The 16,804-nt window shown below is 33.5% G+C and carries 14 protein-coding genes; 3 read left to right on the top strand and 11 right to left on the bottom strand.

The genetic code is table 11. The features are described 5' to 3' along the window. The first annotated feature begins 483 nt into the window (after window positions 1–483). Window positions 484–1,233, top strand: coding sequence for a DUF4397 domain-containing protein (locus EGX95_RS09945; protein WP_000083251.1), 750 nt, complete (start codon window positions 484–486; stop codon window positions 1,231–1,233). A 33-nt stretch (window positions 1,234–1,266) separates the two neighbouring features. Here the strand turns inward: EGX95_RS09945 and EGX95_RS09940 are convergent, their stop codons facing one another. Then, window positions 1,267–2,385, bottom strand: a complete 1,119-nt coding sequence (locus EGX95_RS09940; protein WP_000451749.1) for a BA2291 family sporulation histidine kinase — start codon at window positions 2,383–2,385, stop codon at window positions 1,267–1,269. Between the two features lie 245 nt (window positions 2,386–2,630). Here EGX95_RS09940 and EGX95_RS09935 point away from each other — a divergent pair, with 245 nt between their 5' ends. Beyond that, window positions 2,631–3,023 carry a YueI family protein gene (locus EGX95_RS09935; RefSeq protein ID WP_000247567.1) on the top strand — a complete coding sequence of 131 codons (393 nt, stop codon included), beginning with the start codon at window positions 2,631–2,633 and terminating at the stop codon, window positions 3,021–3,023. A 120-nt stretch (window positions 3,024–3,143) separates the two neighbouring features. Here EGX95_RS09935 and EGX95_RS09930 read toward each other — a convergent pair whose 3' ends face one another. Then, window positions 3,144–4,568, bottom strand: a complete 1,425-nt coding sequence (locus EGX95_RS09930; RefSeq protein ID WP_000716451.1) for an aldehyde dehydrogenase family protein — start codon at window positions 4,566–4,568, stop codon at window positions 3,144–3,146. A gap of 133 nt (window positions 4,569–4,701) precedes the next feature. Further along, window positions 4,702–6,057: a hemolysin family protein gene (locus EGX95_RS09925; RefSeq protein WP_000356244.1), complete on the bottom strand. Its 1,356-nt coding sequence runs from the start codon at window positions 6,055–6,057 to the stop codon at window positions 4,702–4,704. Window positions 6,058–6,410: 353 nt separating this feature from the next. On the opposite strand from EGX95_RS09925, the gene racA reads away from it, so the two are divergent. Further along, window positions 6,411–6,953, top strand: a complete 543-nt coding sequence (gene racA, locus EGX95_RS09920) for a chromosome-anchoring protein RacA (protein WP_123805495.1) — start codon at window positions 6,411–6,413, stop codon at window positions 6,951–6,953. Between the two features lie 95 nt (window positions 6,954–7,048). Here the strand turns inward: racA and EGX95_RS09915 are convergent, their stop codons facing one another. The 8 genes from EGX95_RS09915 to EGX95_RS09880 form a co-directional block, all read right to left on the bottom strand. Further along, on the bottom strand, window positions 7,049–7,645 hold the full coding sequence (locus EGX95_RS09915) for a hypothetical protein (protein ID WP_000487806.1): 597 nt from the start codon (window positions 7,643–7,645) through the stop codon (window positions 7,049–7,051). A 275-nt stretch (window positions 7,646–7,920) separates the two neighbouring features. Beyond that, window positions 7,921–9,771: a hypothetical protein gene (locus tag EGX95_RS09910; RefSeq protein WP_001178633.1), complete on the bottom strand. Its 1,851-nt coding sequence runs from the start codon at window positions 9,769–9,771 to the stop codon at window positions 7,921–7,923. Then, complete coding sequence (locus EGX95_RS09905) at window positions 9,761–11,581, bottom strand: AAA family ATPase (protein ID WP_000766182.1); 1,821 nt, start codon at window positions 11,579–11,581, stop codon at window positions 9,761–9,763. The genes EGX95_RS09910 and EGX95_RS09905 overlap by 11 nt, the downstream gene beginning before the upstream one ends. A 106-nt stretch (window positions 11,582–11,687) precedes the next feature. Then, window positions 11,688–11,948, bottom strand: a complete 261-nt coding sequence (locus EGX95_RS09900) for a hypothetical protein (protein ID WP_000398575.1) — start codon at window positions 11,946–11,948, stop codon at window positions 11,688–11,690. Window positions 11,949–12,024: 76 nt separating this feature from the next. Next, entirely contained in the window at window positions 12,025–13,452 is a 1,428-nt protein-coding gene (gene arcD / locus EGX95_RS09895; protein ID WP_000129462.1) for an arginine-ornithine antiporter, read from the bottom strand. A gap of 213 nt (window positions 13,453–13,665) precedes the next feature. Beyond that, a complete protein-coding gene (locus EGX95_RS09890) occupies window positions 13,666–15,177 on the bottom strand; it encodes an ABC transporter permease/substrate-binding protein (protein WP_000129125.1) in 1,512 nt (503 codons plus the stop codon). A 3-nt stretch (window positions 15,178–15,180) separates the two neighbouring features. Next, the gene (locus tag EGX95_RS09885) at window positions 15,181–16,128 is read right to left on the bottom strand and encodes an ABC transporter ATP-binding protein (protein WP_000614094.1); all 948 of its coding nucleotides are present in this window, start codon (window positions 16,126–16,128) and stop codon (window positions 15,181–15,183) included. A gap of 102 nt (window positions 16,129–16,230) precedes the next feature. Continuing rightward, window positions 16,231–16,788, bottom strand: a complete 558-nt coding sequence (locus tag EGX95_RS09880) for a YdcF family protein (RefSeq protein WP_001992206.1) — start codon at window positions 16,786–16,788, stop codon at window positions 16,231–16,233. Window positions 16,789–16,804 lie beyond the last annotated feature (16 nt).

Here is a 16,804-nt window from a genome sequence, read left to right as displayed (position 1 = left end):
TAACATAAATAGAAACAATAGTATTACAAAATCACAATTCATCCTACAGTATAAAGCACAAAACCGTCCATAACTCCATTCGCAATTCCTTGCGGGATATCCCCATCCCAACGTTTCATTCCTTTCCTTAATTTCAAACTACCTTTCCTTTATAATTTATGTAGGACAATTATTACTTTGTATGTGTATTTGCCCATAATTAAAAAAATCCCTAGTTTCCTAAGCGTTTTAGGACATGGTTTCGACATGTCACGTGTTATGCTCTCAAATTTTTCATTTCGAAATACACACTTCCTCAGCCAATATGGATGATATATTTTTGTATCCTCTAGAAAATTATAACTCTCGTTCACCTAAACTTAACTTATCCTTAAAAAATACTTATTATTAATTTTCAACCTTTCTCCTTTAAAAAACAATTTTTTCGCATAACCTCATTCTTGCTAAGCATATAGTTTTAATGATGACAAAGGAGGAATGTTCATGTCTCAATCTGAAATCGAAAAATATGGACAAGAAGCTGCACGTTACGAACAGCTCGCTCGTTACTATCAATTTCATAATCCAAAAAAATATGCAGAACTATATATGAAATATTATGATGCGCTTACGAATCTTGTACAGGCATACGAAAAAAGAAATTCACAAGAAGCTGCTTTACCATCGCACATAAGATTTTTTCACTCTGCTTCAAATACACCTGCCGTTGACATTTTAGTAAACGGGCAAAAGGTTATTAAAAATATTTCATTTAAACAATTTAGTCCTTATTTAACATTAGTACAAGGTAAGTACCGAATAGATATCGTTCCTGTTGGAAATGAAACGCCCATCTTTTCAGCTTTAGTACCAATAATGGGAAATCACACTTATACTTTTGCCGCAATAAATAGTGATAATCATCTACAATTACAACCTATGCTTGATAATACTCATTTACCAGCAGGCCAGGCAAAAATACGCTTTGCGCACTTTTCTCCCGATACCCCTGTTGTAAATGTAAGTTTAAAAGGTGGCGATCATTTATTTGAAAATGTACTCTTTAAACAAATAACAGATTTTTTAGAAGTTAGCCCTGGTACAGCGGATATTGAAGTTTCACTCGCAGATAATCAAAATGTCTTGCTAACTATACCGGATTTCAAAGTCGAACCAAACATTATTTATACAATTTCAATTTTAGGTTATTCATCGAAAGACCCTAAATTAGAAGCCGTTATACTTACGAATTAAAACAGTCTACACCATTTATTTGGTGTAGACTGTTTATTTTTGAAATGCAATTTGAAATTCTGTCCAATCGTTATCTGAACGACACATGATGGACCCATTATGTTTTTCTACAATTTGTTTACATACAAATAACCCAATACCAGTTCCTAACTTTTTAGTAGTTACAAATGGTTCAAAAATCGTTTCTACATTTTCAGCTGGAATCATTGGCCCGTTATTTTTTATTACGATTCGAATCGATTGATCTTCTTCAAATACATCAATGATAATTTTTCGTTCTTCCTTCATGGATTCAAGAGCGTCAATTGAGTTCATTAATATATTTAAAAATACTTGTCTCACTTCACTCCGATAACCAGTAAGCGGAATTGGATATGGCAAATTCTTTTCAATCGAAACATTTGCATTAACCAAACTTGGATATAAGAACTGTATTATGTCTTGAAACAAGTCATTTAGCCAAAATCGTTCAGATTCAGTCCACATTTCTTTTTTCGATACGAGCAAAAATTGCGAAATACGAAAATTCAATTGGTCTAATTCATGAGAAATAATATCTAAATACGATAAACTAGGATGGTCTGCCTTTAATAATTTGACAAACCCCATAATGGAAGTAAGCGGATTACGAAATTCATGTACAAAACTAGCTGACATTTGCCCTAAAATCGTCAGCCTTTCTTTATGTGTTTCGTTAATATATTGCTGTTTTTCCTCTAAATTTCTTGTTATAATTTCCGAGTATTTTAAAACAGTGTAATAAATTAATTTGTCAAAACAAGTATGTATTTGGGCCATTATTGGTTTCAATTCACGTGCACTAACATCTAATTCACACATCGCTTCGAAAAGTTCATTTCTTCCTACATTTGCATTATAAACAAAATCACCTATATTCGCATCTGCTCCTGCACGTTCAATAGCAATTTTCTCGCATAATGGCTGAAGATAATTTATATCTTTTTCTTCCATAGTAAGTTCAATAATAAACTCTAATAAATCCTCTCCATTTTGAACTGCTTCTAGTCTAAATGGATCTTTATCGGAAATTATCATTTTGTTTTTCCAGTTCTCAACGAATTGGTGCCTGTTGTTTTTCAAGTGCGAACAAAATACTTCTTTAATATCCTTATCGATTGGAAAAACCTCCATTCCTCCATTTCCATGCGACGAACACCCTTTATATTTTGAATATTAACACAAAAAACATGATTCGTTAATAGATTATTGTCACATTTTGTTAATATGTGTTGATAAAATTTTTATAACTTTATTAATTGTTTAGATTGTTACATTCCATTTTCCTTCCTTTCATTCAAATTTTTTATATTCGATGCGACTTTTTTTGCATCCTGCTTCATTCTTTCGTACAATAGAAAAGGAAAGGTGTGAAAAATATGGTAAATAAAAATGTGGAAGATTATCTCCAAGAAGGCATTTACGGCCAAAAGCAAAACAAACCAGAAGAACGTAATATGTATTTAACTACATTACGTGAGCGTGTAGAAATCGCTTTAACTATCGGTCAAGTAATGCAAAGTAATGTATATTCTGAAGTAGCTAGTAGCATGCGCTCTTCTCACTCATTACAAATATTCCTAAATGGTGGCATTGCTTACCCACATTTATCTAAATACATTAAATTGGCAAATGAAAAAAATATTCCTTTTACAATTGTTCAAAATAAAGGCATAGAAACACCAATCGGCTTAGTATTATCTCATAGCACTGCTGTTGACAAAGAACAAATTTATGTAGAAGATGCTATTTACAAACAAGAAATGAAGTAAATGGTACACTTGATTAAATGAAATCGTCCTGAAAAACGTAAAGCAAACAATAAAAAACGAGTATGGAATCGTAAACATTTCCTACTCGTTTTTTATTGCGCTATTTAAATTCTATATACTTTATTTTTTAATACATACTAATTTCATTTCTGTCATTTCTTCTATTGCATATTTAATTCCTTCACGCCCTGTGCCACTTTCTTTCACACCACCGTAAGGCATATGATCTACTCTGAACGTTGGAATATCATTTATTATGACACCACCAACTTCTAATTCATCAATTGCACGCATTGCTTTAAACAAATTATTTGTAAATACGCCTGCTTGTAGACCGTAACGTGAATGATTTACTTGCTCTATAGCCTCATCAAATTCTTTAAATGTATTTACGGTCATAAGTGGACCGAATACTTCTTGGCACTGTACAGATACATGCTCTGGAACATTCGTTAATACAGTAGGTTCAAAAATCCTTTCATCACGTTTGTTACCACCATATAAAACGTTCGCTCCTTCTTTAACTGCTTCTTGCACCCAGTTATCGATACGGTCGACATCTTTTTTCGAAATTAAAGCTGATACATCCGTTTCCTCAATCAGCGGATCACCAACAACAACTGTTTCCATCGCTTTCTGTAACTTAGATAAAAATTCATCCATTCTCTCCTCATGTACAAAAACACGTTGCACCGAAATACAAACTTGTCCATTATTAACAAATGCTCCCCATTTTACACGTTCAATTAATTCATCTGTTAATTCTACATCTTTATCAATAATAACTGCCGCATTTGATCCTAGCTCTAACGTAACTCGCTTTAACCCAGCCTTTGCCTTAATTCCAATTCCAACTTTCGGACTTCCTGTAAAAGTAATGGAAGCAACATCATCATTTGTAACTATTGCCTCACCAACAGTTGAACCAGGACCAGAAACAATATTTAAAGCCCCTTTTGGCAATCCTGCTTCTTCAAATAGTTCAACTAATGCATAAGATGATAGAGGCGTTTGATCAGCTGGTTTTAATACAACTGTATTTCCAGCAGCAATTGCGGGGCCCACTTTATGTGCCACTAAATTTAATGGAAAATTAAATGGTGTAATCGCCCCTATAACCCCAATCGGTTTACGTATTGTGTATGCAATGCGCCCATCTGCACCAGGTGCTGCATCAAGCGGTAGTGTTTCACCGTATATACGCTTCGCTTCTTCAGCTGCAAATTTGTATGTCTGAACAGTACGATCTACTTCTCCCCTTGCAGCACGTATTGGTTTTGCAGCCTCTTTTGCAATAATTTCTGCAAATTCTTCTCTTCTTTCATCCATTTTTTGTGCGACTTTCTCTAAAATAGTCGCTCGATCATATGCAGATAATGTATTCATTTCTTTCATTGCATTTTTTGCGGCAGTAACAGCCTCTTTTACATCTTCTTCCGTTCCTTGCGCAATTTCCGCTAATGTTTCTTCAGAGTATGGTGCGTATAATGGTTTATACGTGTTTACAGACTTCCAATCTCCATTTATATATAAATGCTTTTTCATAATTCTTCCCCTTTCAAATATATGTATACAACAATACTTCACCTAGTGAAAGGTCTGACTTGTTCCATTGTAACATAGCCCTTATTCTGCCAAAAACATTATGCTCAAAAAAAACTCTGCCATCTAGCAGAGTCTACGAACTAATTTGTTCTTGTAATGAAATTTGTTTTTCATCTTCTAAAATAACAATTGATTCTACAGTTTTTGTAACTTCTAGTCTCTTTATATAGTGTCCATCTAATTCTTTCACGCAAAACTTATAATTTTCGATTTCAATGAAATCCTCTTCGGCAATTTCTATATTTTTCGTTAAAATCCATCCACCTATTGTATCAACACCATTATCATCAATCGTTAAACCTAATAACGTATTTACTTCACTAACAAGTACTTTTCCCTCTAGTATCGTTTTCGTTTCACTAACTTGTTGGATTTCTGGCTGTTCATCTGTATCAAACTCATCTTGAATATCTCCAACTATTTCTTCTAAAATGTCTTCAACAGTAACAAGTCCAGACGTACCACCATATTCATCTATCAATATAGCAATATGTGTTCTTTCTTTTTGCATTTTTAAAAATAAGTCGTGTATTGGGATAGAGTCGATAACTAAAATAATCGGCCTAATATATTGCTCTACTTTCTTATTACTAACCGCATTATGCTGCACAAAATCTGTGAAAATATCTTTAAAGTTTACAAATCCTATTACGTGATCTTTGTCACCATCAACAACTGGATATCTCGTATATTTTTCCTGAGACATTTTTTGCAACGCTTCTTCAGCAGGCATTTCTTTACTTATGATATGCATCTCAGTTCGGGGTACCATTATTTCTTTTGCTATACGATCATCAAATTCAAAGATTTTATTTACATATTTATATTCAGACTGATTAATCTCTCCGTTTTTGTAACTTTCTGAAACTAACAACCGTAATTCTTCTTCTGAATGAACTTCATCGTGCCCTTTCGGTGGTTTCAGCCCTAGCAACTTCGTAATAATTCGAGCTGATCCATTTAAGACCCAAATAAATGGAAACGCTATACGATAAAAGAAAATTAACGGTTTAGCAACAAATAAACTCACCTGTTCAGCTTTTTGAATCGCAAATGTTTTTGGGGCCAATTCCCCTATTACAACATGTAAAAATGTAATAAACAAAAACACTAAAATTACAGCAAAAATATCTGCTAGTTGAGTAGAAATGTTCAAATTCACAAAAAATGTGTCAAACATTTGCTTTAACGCAGGTTTACCGAACCACCCAATTCCCAGTGCTGTAACTGTTATTCCTAGCTGACAAGCAGATAAATATTCGTCTAAGTTTGTAATGACTGTTTTGACAGATGTTGCGCGATTATTTCCTTCTGCAATTAAATAGTCAATTCTTGAACTTCGCACTTTAACAATTGCAAATTCTGCTGCAACGAAAAATGCCGTTAAGGCAATTAAAACAATCACTATACTTATACTATATATGTCCAAATACTTTTCCTTACTTACATTGTAAGCAAGGAAGCCACCTCCTACTTAATTTTATTCAAGTGAAGTAAGCATTCTAATACTCTAACAAAATTCTACATTAGCAACCACCTTTTTATATATTATATGCATACATAAAAAAGATATTTATCATTATGATAATCTAATTCATTTCCCTCAGTCAAATGATTCTAAATTTCAAGATAAAAACTTTTATATTCACGATATATTCTTCCTAGCTTCATTTCGTGAAAAAACACTTTCTTTGCCGATTCCACACTTCTTTTGTCACACTGGAAGGGAACTTACTTCATAGATCGAAATCATTCAACAGGATATATATAGGAGGGATTATTTTGGAATATAAAACACCATTTATCGCAAAAAAATTAGGTGTTAGCCCAAAGGCTGTTGTCCGGATTGCACAACAATTAAATCTTACTATAGAAAAAAATAAATATGGTCACTTTATTTTTACACAAGATGATTTAGACCAAATGTTAGAATACCATCTTTCACAAATAGAGAAGTCCCAAAACACTCACCCTACTCAAAAAACATCATCAAATGATGTTGAAGAATTGAAAACTCAAGTAAATACAATTGTTCAAAACATATCATCACATGATTTTGAGCAATTAACCGCTCAATTAAACACAATTACGAGAAGACTAGATCGAATGGAAGAACAAATGCAAGATAAGGCAAATGATGTTGTTACGTACCAACTTTTACAACATCGCCGTGAAATGGAGGAAATGTTAGAGCGAATTCAAAAACTAGAAGCTATCCTCAAGAAAGAAGAACCAATCTATATTACTCCCGATACAAAGCCAATATATGAACGTGAAAAGAAACCGAAGCGCCGTAAAATGATTTTTAGTATATTTGGATTATAATTTTTAGACCCTTATTAAAATAATAAGGGTCTTTTTCATGAAGAATAATTTCATTTTAAAATCGCATTCTCTTTATTATACATATTCATTTCGTTTTATTTGGTTAACATAATATTCTTACTGTATTCTGCGATTAATGCCTGTGCATGGGCATTTCCTTGAATTACATCTCGGAATTCTTTTAAAGAATACAAATGCGTAGCCCCTTTTCGGGCATGAATTCGTACTGGTACACCTTGTAAAGTATCATGAAATTGAAATGGCTTATCTATCGTTTCAATTGGGAAACCGAGTGTTAATAAATACATATACATTCTTTTTGTAACCGCTGCGATATACCATTCTGCTTTTGTTTCTAATGCATGCATAAATAAAATAGCCGTTAGTCTTTTGAAGTGTCCTCTCCCACGAGACGTTTTCGCGATACTTAACTTGCCTATTTCATATACATTTTGCAAATCTTTCACTAAATCATTTTTAGAAAACGGATAGAAAAACTCAGAATTTGATTGTTCTGGTACCGTATACTTCATACATTCTACTGTACCGATATGATGTTCATCTTCTATTAATAAAAATCGTGATGGATTTAAATTACGTTCTACGAACATTAAGTTTCTTTCTTCACAAAAATCTCCCCATAGTTGCTCGAACCAAAAATGTTCTTCCTTTGTTTGAACACGCTGGAACATATTTCCCCGCCTTTCCCATCGCCGCTCTGTTTTTGATAACGCTTTCACTATCTATCATATAAGAACAAATCTTCGTATGCAACTAAAAATATTTATGACTTATTATATTCTGCAAAACGAATTAAATTCCATCATAATCATCTCTTATCCCTCATGTACCATCCTTCTCACAATATATTTATATTACTTGCAAATTCATATCGTATGAAGCCGTCTCCCCTACTGCATATAATTCTTCTTAATCTAAAGAAATCCTTTATAAAAAAGGATTTCTTTTACTTCTTCATGCTTTTTAACCACTTCTCAAAAATTTGTACCATTCCATGTTTTCCAGCTAATTTCTCTTCCCCTTGCTTTGTTTTATATGGATATAATTGTAAGAAGATACCACAACCAGACTCAATTTTTTTACTATGCATATGACTTCCTGGATATACACAAATGACTTCATAAATGGCCCTTCGATGATAGACTCGCTTTCCATCCTGTTCTTCTACAAATTTTATAGACCAGTACTTATACATTTGCTCAGTTGCTTTCGTATTCCCAACGTGCTGAAAAATATTGTACATTGGGCTATACTTCACTTCAATAATAATAGAAGATTGATAGACGTATTTCTCTTCCCCCTTTACATAACAGTCTAATCGAATATCTGGCTTCTTCGTATCTTCTCCATTATAAAAATTACTCCCTTTACTTAATGCAATAAGAGGATTTGTCTCAATTAAATCATTAAATGCGACATGGACTTTCATATCATCTCGATGTAAAACTACTGTCGTTCCATCTTGTAATCCATCTACATAAAAATGTTCTTGTATTTGTTCACGAATGGAATTTCTAGCTTCAAAACCAATTTGCTCTAACATGGAAATAACGATAAAAAAAGCGTAATATTCATACACTAAAAAAGTTGGTTTATAAACAAATAATAAAGATGGAGATTGATCTGTATATTGTGGGAGTAAATCTAAATGCTGTAGTAATTGTTGATGTGGTACCGGTAAATTATGTGCGTTCATTCTACCCGTTTCAGAAACTTCTCTCCAAAATGGAGAATGCATTAAAGTTTGAAAATATTGTACACTATCATGTACGAAATGCGCTAAAATTTTATATTCTTGTATCTTCATAGAACTTTTTCGTAAATCCGCCTCTTTTAGTAAATGTATATTTTTATATTTTTGTTTCTCTCTATCGGTCACTGATCCATTACGCTCAATTGTTTGTATAATCGTTTTTACAGCTTGAAATTCTTCTGATTTCTTCTTTTTTTCTCTTTCTAATATTTCAATTGTTTGACGCAAAAAACTTTCGGCTTCAAGTAAATAAAGATAAAATTGCATCGCTTTAAATTTAAGAAATGCATTTTCTATACTATTTTTTTGTTCGATAAACTTACGATTATAATATTTTGCGTACGGTTTTCTTTCCGCCACTACCGCTCCTTTCCTCGTTACTTTCCGCTCCTTTTCTTCCCATTTATATTCATGTATAAATTTTGAACTCGATTCTATTTTCTTAAAAATTTGCTTTATCTTTTTCATTTTTTGCGGCAACTTTCTAAGTAACACTAGATAAGAAGAATCTTCAATATCGCTAAGTGCAGAGAAAGTCTTTTTATAATAACCTCTATCTAAAATCAACTCATTTAAAATTGACTTCACATAGTTTTGAATCATTTCAAATTGATCATCAAAAAAATTTTTGGGGACGACTTGAAAAGCGCCATAATACGTTCGATCTTCTATATTCACTTCAAAATGATATAAACCACAACGCCATGGATAAAAGAATTCCGTTTTTCCATGTTCATATATTAATACCTTTTGTTTTTTTTCATTTATTTCATATTTTGTCTCTTTTATATTTTTCTGTCCCTCATATACTTTATTCCATATAAAAGTAATATTCATTGGATTTTCATAATGGTATTGCAATCTAATTGGTTTTAATTCTTGCACTTTATAAATACATTGAGCTAATGCTGTTGCAGAGGTACAAAGACGATTTAATAAAATATATTCTCCTTTTGACTCCGTTCCAATAATTAACTTTAATACAAAAGGAAGCGTTTCTTTCGTATCAACGATTTCTGTTTCGTATCGCCCATCATTTTGCATAACCATACAACTCCAGTTCTCTACGCTTTTCTCTTATATATGCTAAAGAGTGTTCAAATGTAGATACTCTGTTTGCAAGTGGAGATTGCAAAAGAGGTACTAATGTTGCCCCCCTTTTTACTTCCTCTGAAAGTAAAGACCCAACCATCATTTCAGTCCCTCTTATTTTCGTCAATACACGTTGCTTTATTTGTAAATCAAATCCTTCCTCTCTACTAATCATATAAGAATGATTATTTTGGAACGGTATATTTTGCAAATAAGTAGCAATTGCATTTGCACATCGAAAAGAAATTCCCTTTGACGTATCGTGTGATGACAATACACCATGTAACTTATCTAATAGCTCTAACTCTTCTTCAGAAAACACCTCAATCATCGTTTTATTCCTGACCCAATTTATGCGAAATTCTCCTGCAGTTACTTTCAGAGGTGGTTGTAATACAACTTTCTCTTGCTCCATACACATCTCACAAAACGGAATCTTTCGTAAAGTTATTACATTCGTCCGATCTAATAATCGATCTGAGAGCTCCTTCGTTGTTTCATCAAAATTCACAGTACCAACAAATATAATATTTTCTCCAATTTCAATTGTTGGCGGAATTGAATTTTCTTTTTCTTGCACACCTTCATATATATTTAAAATACGATTTTGTTTTTCAAGTTGAAGAACAGATAGAAATGGAGTAAACCAATGCTCAATATGTGACATATTCATTTCATCAAAAACGATTATATACAGCTGATTTTGATTTTCTTTTGCCTTCATTAACGCCCTAACTAATTTTGTTTCACTTTCAATAAAAGTACCATTTGGATGAAGGTAACCAAGTAAATCATGTGGTTCTTGATATGATGGTGAAATCGGGATCCAAACCAATTCTTCCCCGTATTGTAATCCAAGTGCTTCTGCATAAGCTTGCACAAAACGTGATTTTCCAGCACCTGGTATCCCCCCCAGAATCGTCAACATATTTGTTTTTGTACTTATATGAAAGTTATAAATATCTGTTTCATCCAGATATAGCCCTTTATTACGTACAAAACTTTTCACATACTGTAAAAAGACGGATTCACGCTCATCCCATTCCCATTCATCCTTTTGCACTTTTATTTCCTCTACCTCTACAAGCTTACCTTCTTCAGTTATTCGTTTTTTTAATTGCTCATACACATGATTGCTTACAAAATATAATTGATCTTCTACCGCTATTTCTACATACTTCATCCAGTCATTAAGTTCTATATACTTACATTCCCGCTGCTGTTCAAAATATGCGATTGAACTAATTGACGATGACTTTAAAGATATATTTCCATATAACCTTCCCTCATGCCACAATAACTCAGGGGGCTCAAAGTCTTTCGGATATTTTGGCATTAGAAATGACAAATAACCATTACTAAGTTTTCTTTCTAAAGACTCTCCCTTTTTATAATCGGAAACTTTAGGTACTGGAATCATTTTATAACCGTTTGCTATTTCTCGCGCTTCTTCTGTACAAATTAACTCCACGTATATATGTCCTCTTTCATAATAGAGACGAAACATAATCAATTGCTTTTCTAGTTTTCTTTTCTTTAATTCCGAAAAGACTTTTTCATTCTTTTTATTGCTACATAAACCTTCAAATACATATGGTTCATTTTTCAATTGCTCTTGCAATGTGAATGGTATTGGCGATAGGCATTGTACAAAGAAATTCTCTCCACTCTTCTCACTCTCTGCTTTTGTAAACTTCCCAATAAACCTCATATAGTACATTCGTTTTATAAAACTTGGCTGAAGAGCTTTATGTAATTTCACCTTCGTCACCTTCTTTTTTTCATACTATTCTTAGTGTATGAAAGAAACGCAAAACTAGAAACAAAAAACCTGACGTTATCCGCCAGGTTCAAAATGAAATCGTATATTAATGAGATGGAAATGCGTTTTTCTCTTGTAAGATGGCATTATGAGCAATTTTCATTTTAGCAAGTACATATCGTAAACGATCTTCAGCGTTTTCATCTTTATGTTGCTGTAATTCCGCCAAATTCTCTACCGCACTCGCTAAATTTTCAATCACTCCTCGCAGTTCAGGATGATGATTAAAAAAAGATTCTTGCACTAACACTTTCCTTACTTCACTCGCTAAATCAATAATTCTGTTCAACTGTTCTTTTCCTTCCATTTTCATCCCTCCTGAATATCTTATGTATTAAATATTCTATAGACAAAGAAAAAAGCCCTTTAAATGAAAAGGACTTTTACATTTTTATATTTCCAGTCAATAACATATAAAGAGATGTAACAGCTGCTACGACAATTGCCCACATTACATATCTCTCTATACGAGTAAAACAACGATTTCCTTTTTCTTTTCTTGCGTACACATAAACAATGATCCCAATTCCGTATACGATTGAAACGAGCAATAAATTCTTCAAACCAGCTGCATAAATAAGCCATATAGAGTAAAGTGAAGCAATTAAAGCTAGCGAACCATTTTTCACTTTTGCATCTTTTAGTTCATTTGTAATCACTAATTTGAATTGGAATAACGCTGATAATAAATATGGTACTAAAATTGATGTTGACGCTATGAAATACATAATTTGATATGTTGACTCTGAAAACAGAACGATTATAAATATAACTTGGGCAACGCCATTTGAGATCCATAATGCCATATGCGGTGTTTGTTTTTTATTTGTTTTCGTAAAGACTTTCGGAAACACGCCATCTTTTCCTGCTACATGGGAAATTTCAGAAACAAGTAAAAACCAACCTATTAATGTACCTACAAGTGAAGCAACTAACCCGATGTTAATCGCTACTGCGCCCCACGTCCCAACAACATGTTCTAATACATGTCCCATTGACGGCGTTTCTAAAACAGAAAGTTCTCCTCTTGTCATCGCTCCCATTGACAAGACAGAAATTAAAATATAAATAGACATTACTAAAATAAGTCCTAATACTGTCGCTTTACCGACGTCTCGACTATTTTTCGCTCTTCCAGATAATACTACCGCTCCTTCAACCCCGATGAAAACCCAAAGAGTTACAAGCATTGTATTCTTCACTTGACCAAGTATAGAGGAAACTGAAATAGTTCCTTCTCCCCAAAAATCATGTGTAAATGTATCCCAGCGAAACGCTGTTACCATTACAACAATAAATAATACGATTGGTACCAATTTCCCTATTGTTGCAATCACATTCATAATAGATGCTTCACGAATGCCAAATAAAATTAGAAAATGAAGTGTCCATAATAAAAGTGATGCTCCTACGATAGACGCAACACTATTTCCACCTTTAAAAATGGGGAAGAAATAACCTAATGTACTAAACAGTAACATGATTGTTGCAACGTTTCCTAAAATTCCTGCTAACCAGTATCCCCAAGCACTGTTAAATCCGATATATTCACCGAAACCAGCACGTGCATAACTATAAATCCCGCCCTCAAGCTCTGGTTTCTTTCTTGCTAACGTTTGATATACGAGCGCGAGTGGAATCATTCCCATCGCTGTAATACACCAGCCAATTATGATAGAGCCGCTATTTGCTCCTACTGCTAAATCATGCGGTAAACTAAAAACACCGCCACCAACCATTGTTCCGACTACTAATGCAATTAATGGAAAAAATCCTAACTTCTTTTCTATTTGTACCACCCCATCTGTCATTCTAGGTGTTATGTTCGTTCAACTATTAAAGTCACCTTTTTCTCTAATAGACGCTTCTCTTATATTTTTTCAGGAAAACATTACTTATTCTAAAAGAAAATGAAGAAAAATGGAATACTTTTTTGAAAAAATGTATAAGTATGCACAAAAAAACCGTTCATTTTATAATGAACGGTCATTTCATACATATGAATTTGTATATTTTTTGTAAATTTAACGAAGTAAATTCTCTTTTTGTAAAAATTGTTTTGCGACTTCTTCACTACTTTTACCATTCACATTTACTTCATAATTCATTTTTCGCATTTCTTCATCTGTAATTTTTCCAGATAATTTATTTAATACTTTTTCAAGTTCAGGATATTTTTGTAATGTCTCTTTTCTTAATAACGGTGCACCTTGATATGGTGGGAATAACCCTTTATCATCTTTTAACACTTTAAGTCCGTACTGTTCCAATTCACTATCTGTTGAATATGCATCGATTACATTAACATCCCCTGATTGAATTGCACTGTAACGTAATTTCGGTTCCATCGTTTTAACATTCGAGAACTTATAGTTATATATTTTTTGCATTCCTTTATAACCGTCTTCACGATCAGCAAATTCTAATGTGAACCCTACTTTAGCATCCTGTGCAATATTTCCTAAATCAGAAATTGTACTTATATTCTTTTGATCTGCTATTTTTTTCGGCATAGCTAGTGCATATGTATTGTTATACTCCATTGGTTTCAACATAACCATACTATATTTCTTTTCCATTCCAACGCGAGCCTGCTCATATACTTCATTCCGATTTGTACTTTTTGGCTCTTCTTTCACGAATGTAGATAAAGCTGTTCCCGAAAACTCAGGGTATATATCTACTTCCCCTGATTTCAATGCTTCGAATACAAATGATGTTTTTCCAAGACCTGGTTTTAATTGTACATGTAAATCGGTATCTTGTTCAATAAGCTGCTTATACATTTGAATTAAAATTTCAGGTTCTGATCCAAGTTTGCCCGCAATAACAATATCTTTCTTTTCTGTATTCCAAAGAAATGGAGAAGCAACCATTATACAAACAATACATATCGTCAATATAACAAGCTTAGACGAACGTTTTGGACTCTCAAGCACCCGAAGTACTATATCAAAGAATAAAGCAAGTAACGCGGCTGGTACGGCCCCTAAAATGATAAGCGCATGATCATTCCGATCGATACCAAGCAATATGAGTTTACCAAGCCCACCAGCACCTATAAGAGCTGCTAATGTAGCCGTTCCAACAATTAATACCATTGCCGTACGAATACCGGCCATAATAATTGGTAATGCAAGAGGAAGCTCTACCTTCCACAGTCTTCTCCAACTATTCATCCCCATAGCTTTCGCTGCTTCGATTAAAGATTCATCTAACTCCCGTATTCCTGTATATGTATTGCGTAAAATAGGTAATAGTGCATACACAACTAATGCAATAACGGCCGGGATTTTTCCGATTCCTACTAACGGAATTAATAGTCCGAGTAATGCAAGTGATGGCACCGTCTGCATTACTGCAGAAGTTCCTATTATAAATTCAGCCATTCGCTCTTTTCTCGTTAATAAAATGCCAAGCGGTACCGCAATAATTACTGCAAAAAATAATGAAATAAGCGATATTTGTAAATGCTCACTTAATGCAGTTAGTAATTCTATTTTTCGTTCTTGAAACGTTTGTATAAAATCAGTCACTGTTTAGCCTCTTTCCTTCATTTGTTCAACAATATAATTGACAATATGACGACTCGTTAAAGCTCCAACATATCGACCATTTTCTTCAACTGGAACGACTTCATCAGCTCGCAGACGAACTAATGCTTCTTGTAAAGAAGAATGTAATGATAGTGCCTCTCCTTCTATCCGCATACTTTCATCAAGTGGCAATACATCTTCTATACTTTTCCCCTCATACCAAGGTCGCCCACGATTTCCAATGAACTCTTCTACAAATTCATTTTTTGGGTTATGTATAATTCCTTCTGGCGTATCTAATTGAACAACTTTTCCTTCTTTCATAACACAAATGCGATCTCCAAGTGATAATGCTTCTTGCATATCATGTGTTACAAATACAATTGTTTTTTGAATCTTCTTTTGCAATTGTACGATATCCTTCTGAAGCTGTTCTCTACTTAATGGATCTAGCGCACTAAATGGTTCATCCATAAGAACGATTTTCGGGTTTGCGGCTAATGCCCGCACGACACCTACACGTTGTTTTTGTCCTCCTGATAATTCATCAGGCATGCGATCGCGATATACGTCTGGATCTAGCCCGACCATCTGGAGCAACTCATCGACACGAGCTTTTATTTTTTCTTTGCTCCACTTTCTCATTTCAGGAACAACTGCAACATTTTCAGCAATTGTCATATGAGGGAACAAAGCGATTTGCTGCAACACGTACCCTATATCCCATCGTAATTCATTAATATTGTATTCTTGAATATCTTTTCCATCGATTAAAATTGAGCCTTCTGTCGTTTCAATTAAACGATTAATCATTTTCATTGTCGTTGTTTTCCCGCAACCACTCGGACCAATGAGAACAAAAAATTCTCCCTTTTTAATTTCTAAATGCAATGAATCCACTGCTTTTGTGCCATCTTCATATGATTTTGACACTTGATTAAACTGAATCACAAATACAACTCCTTTATCGTTGTTTCCTTTATTTTGATGGAATATGGAATTCATTTCAAATGATACGCATTATTCTACAAAAAAAGAGCTCAAATTTGAGCCCTAACGGTCGAACAATATTGTTTTCATTATTGCTACATATTCACGTACATACATTTTTCTCTTAGAACGTATTGGTGTTTCAGCAGCTAATGCCTCCATCTTCATTCCTAAACGTTTTGCAATTATTTTCGTTCGATATAAATGATACGTATTGCTTACAACTACCGCATGTTTCACATCATATAAATCTATACTAAACTTTACATTCTCATACGTATTTGTAGATTGATCTTCTATTAAAATACGTCTCTCATCTATACCATGTACCATTAAATAGTTCCTCATACTATGAGCTTCCGGTATATCTTCATCTTCCCCTTGGCCGCCTGAAACAATTACTTTTACCTCAGGATGAGAATATAAATATTCCAGCGCTACATCTAAACGATTTTGAAGAGATAAAGACGGTCTATCACCAAATAACTTTGCACCCAGTATAAGAAGGTACGGAGAGTGATGGCTCAACTTTTCACGAGCAACTTTCTTCATTCGAAAGGTCATATAAAGAATGTATAGTGGTGGTAATAATAAGATGATAAGTAATATCCATTTGTTCATAAATAAGTTTTCGCTC

It is taken from the genome of Bacillus sp. FDAARGOS_527, from assembly GCF_003812125.1.
Lineage (GTDB): Bacteria > Bacillota > Bacilli > Bacillales > Bacillaceae_G > Bacillus_A > Bacillus_A paranthracis.
This window is presented reverse-complemented; position numbering and strand designations above follow the sequence as displayed.

Bases quoted from the DNA above. Each gene is read 5' to 3' on its own strand.
- EGX95_RS09910 (WP_001178633.1), bottom strand. From the start codon at position 9,771: ATGCAAAATGATGGGCGATACGAAACAGAAATCGTTGATACGAAAGAA.
- EGX95_RS09935 (WP_000247567.1), top strand. From the start codon at position 2,631: ATGGTAAATAAAAATGTGGAAGATTATCTCCAAGAAGGCATTTACGGC.
- EGX95_RS09880 (WP_001992206.1), bottom strand. From the start codon at position 16,788: ATGAACAAATGGATATTACTTATCATCTTATTATTACCACCACTATAC.
- EGX95_RS09945 (WP_000083251.1), top strand. From the start codon at position 484: ATGTCTCAATCTGAAATCGAAAAATATGGACAAGAAGCTGCACGTTAC.
- EGX95_RS09900 (WP_000398575.1), bottom strand. From the start codon at position 11,948: ATGGAAGGAAAAGAACAGTTGAACAGAATTATTGATTTAGCGAGTGAA.
- EGX95_RS09940 (WP_000451749.1), bottom strand. From the start codon at position 2,385: ATGGAGGTTTTTCCAATCGATAAGGATATTAAAGAAGTATTTTGTTCG.
- arcD (WP_000129462.1), bottom strand. From the start codon at position 13,452: ATGACAGATGGGGTGGTACAAATAGAAAAGAAGTTAGGATTTTTTCCA.
- EGX95_RS09915 (WP_000487806.1), bottom strand. From the start codon at position 7,645: ATGTTCCAGCGTGTTCAAACAAAGGAAGAACATTTTTGGTTCGAGCAA.
- EGX95_RS09930 (WP_000716451.1), bottom strand. From the start codon at position 4,568: ATGAAAAAGCATTTATATATAAATGGAGATTGGAAGTCTGTAAACACG.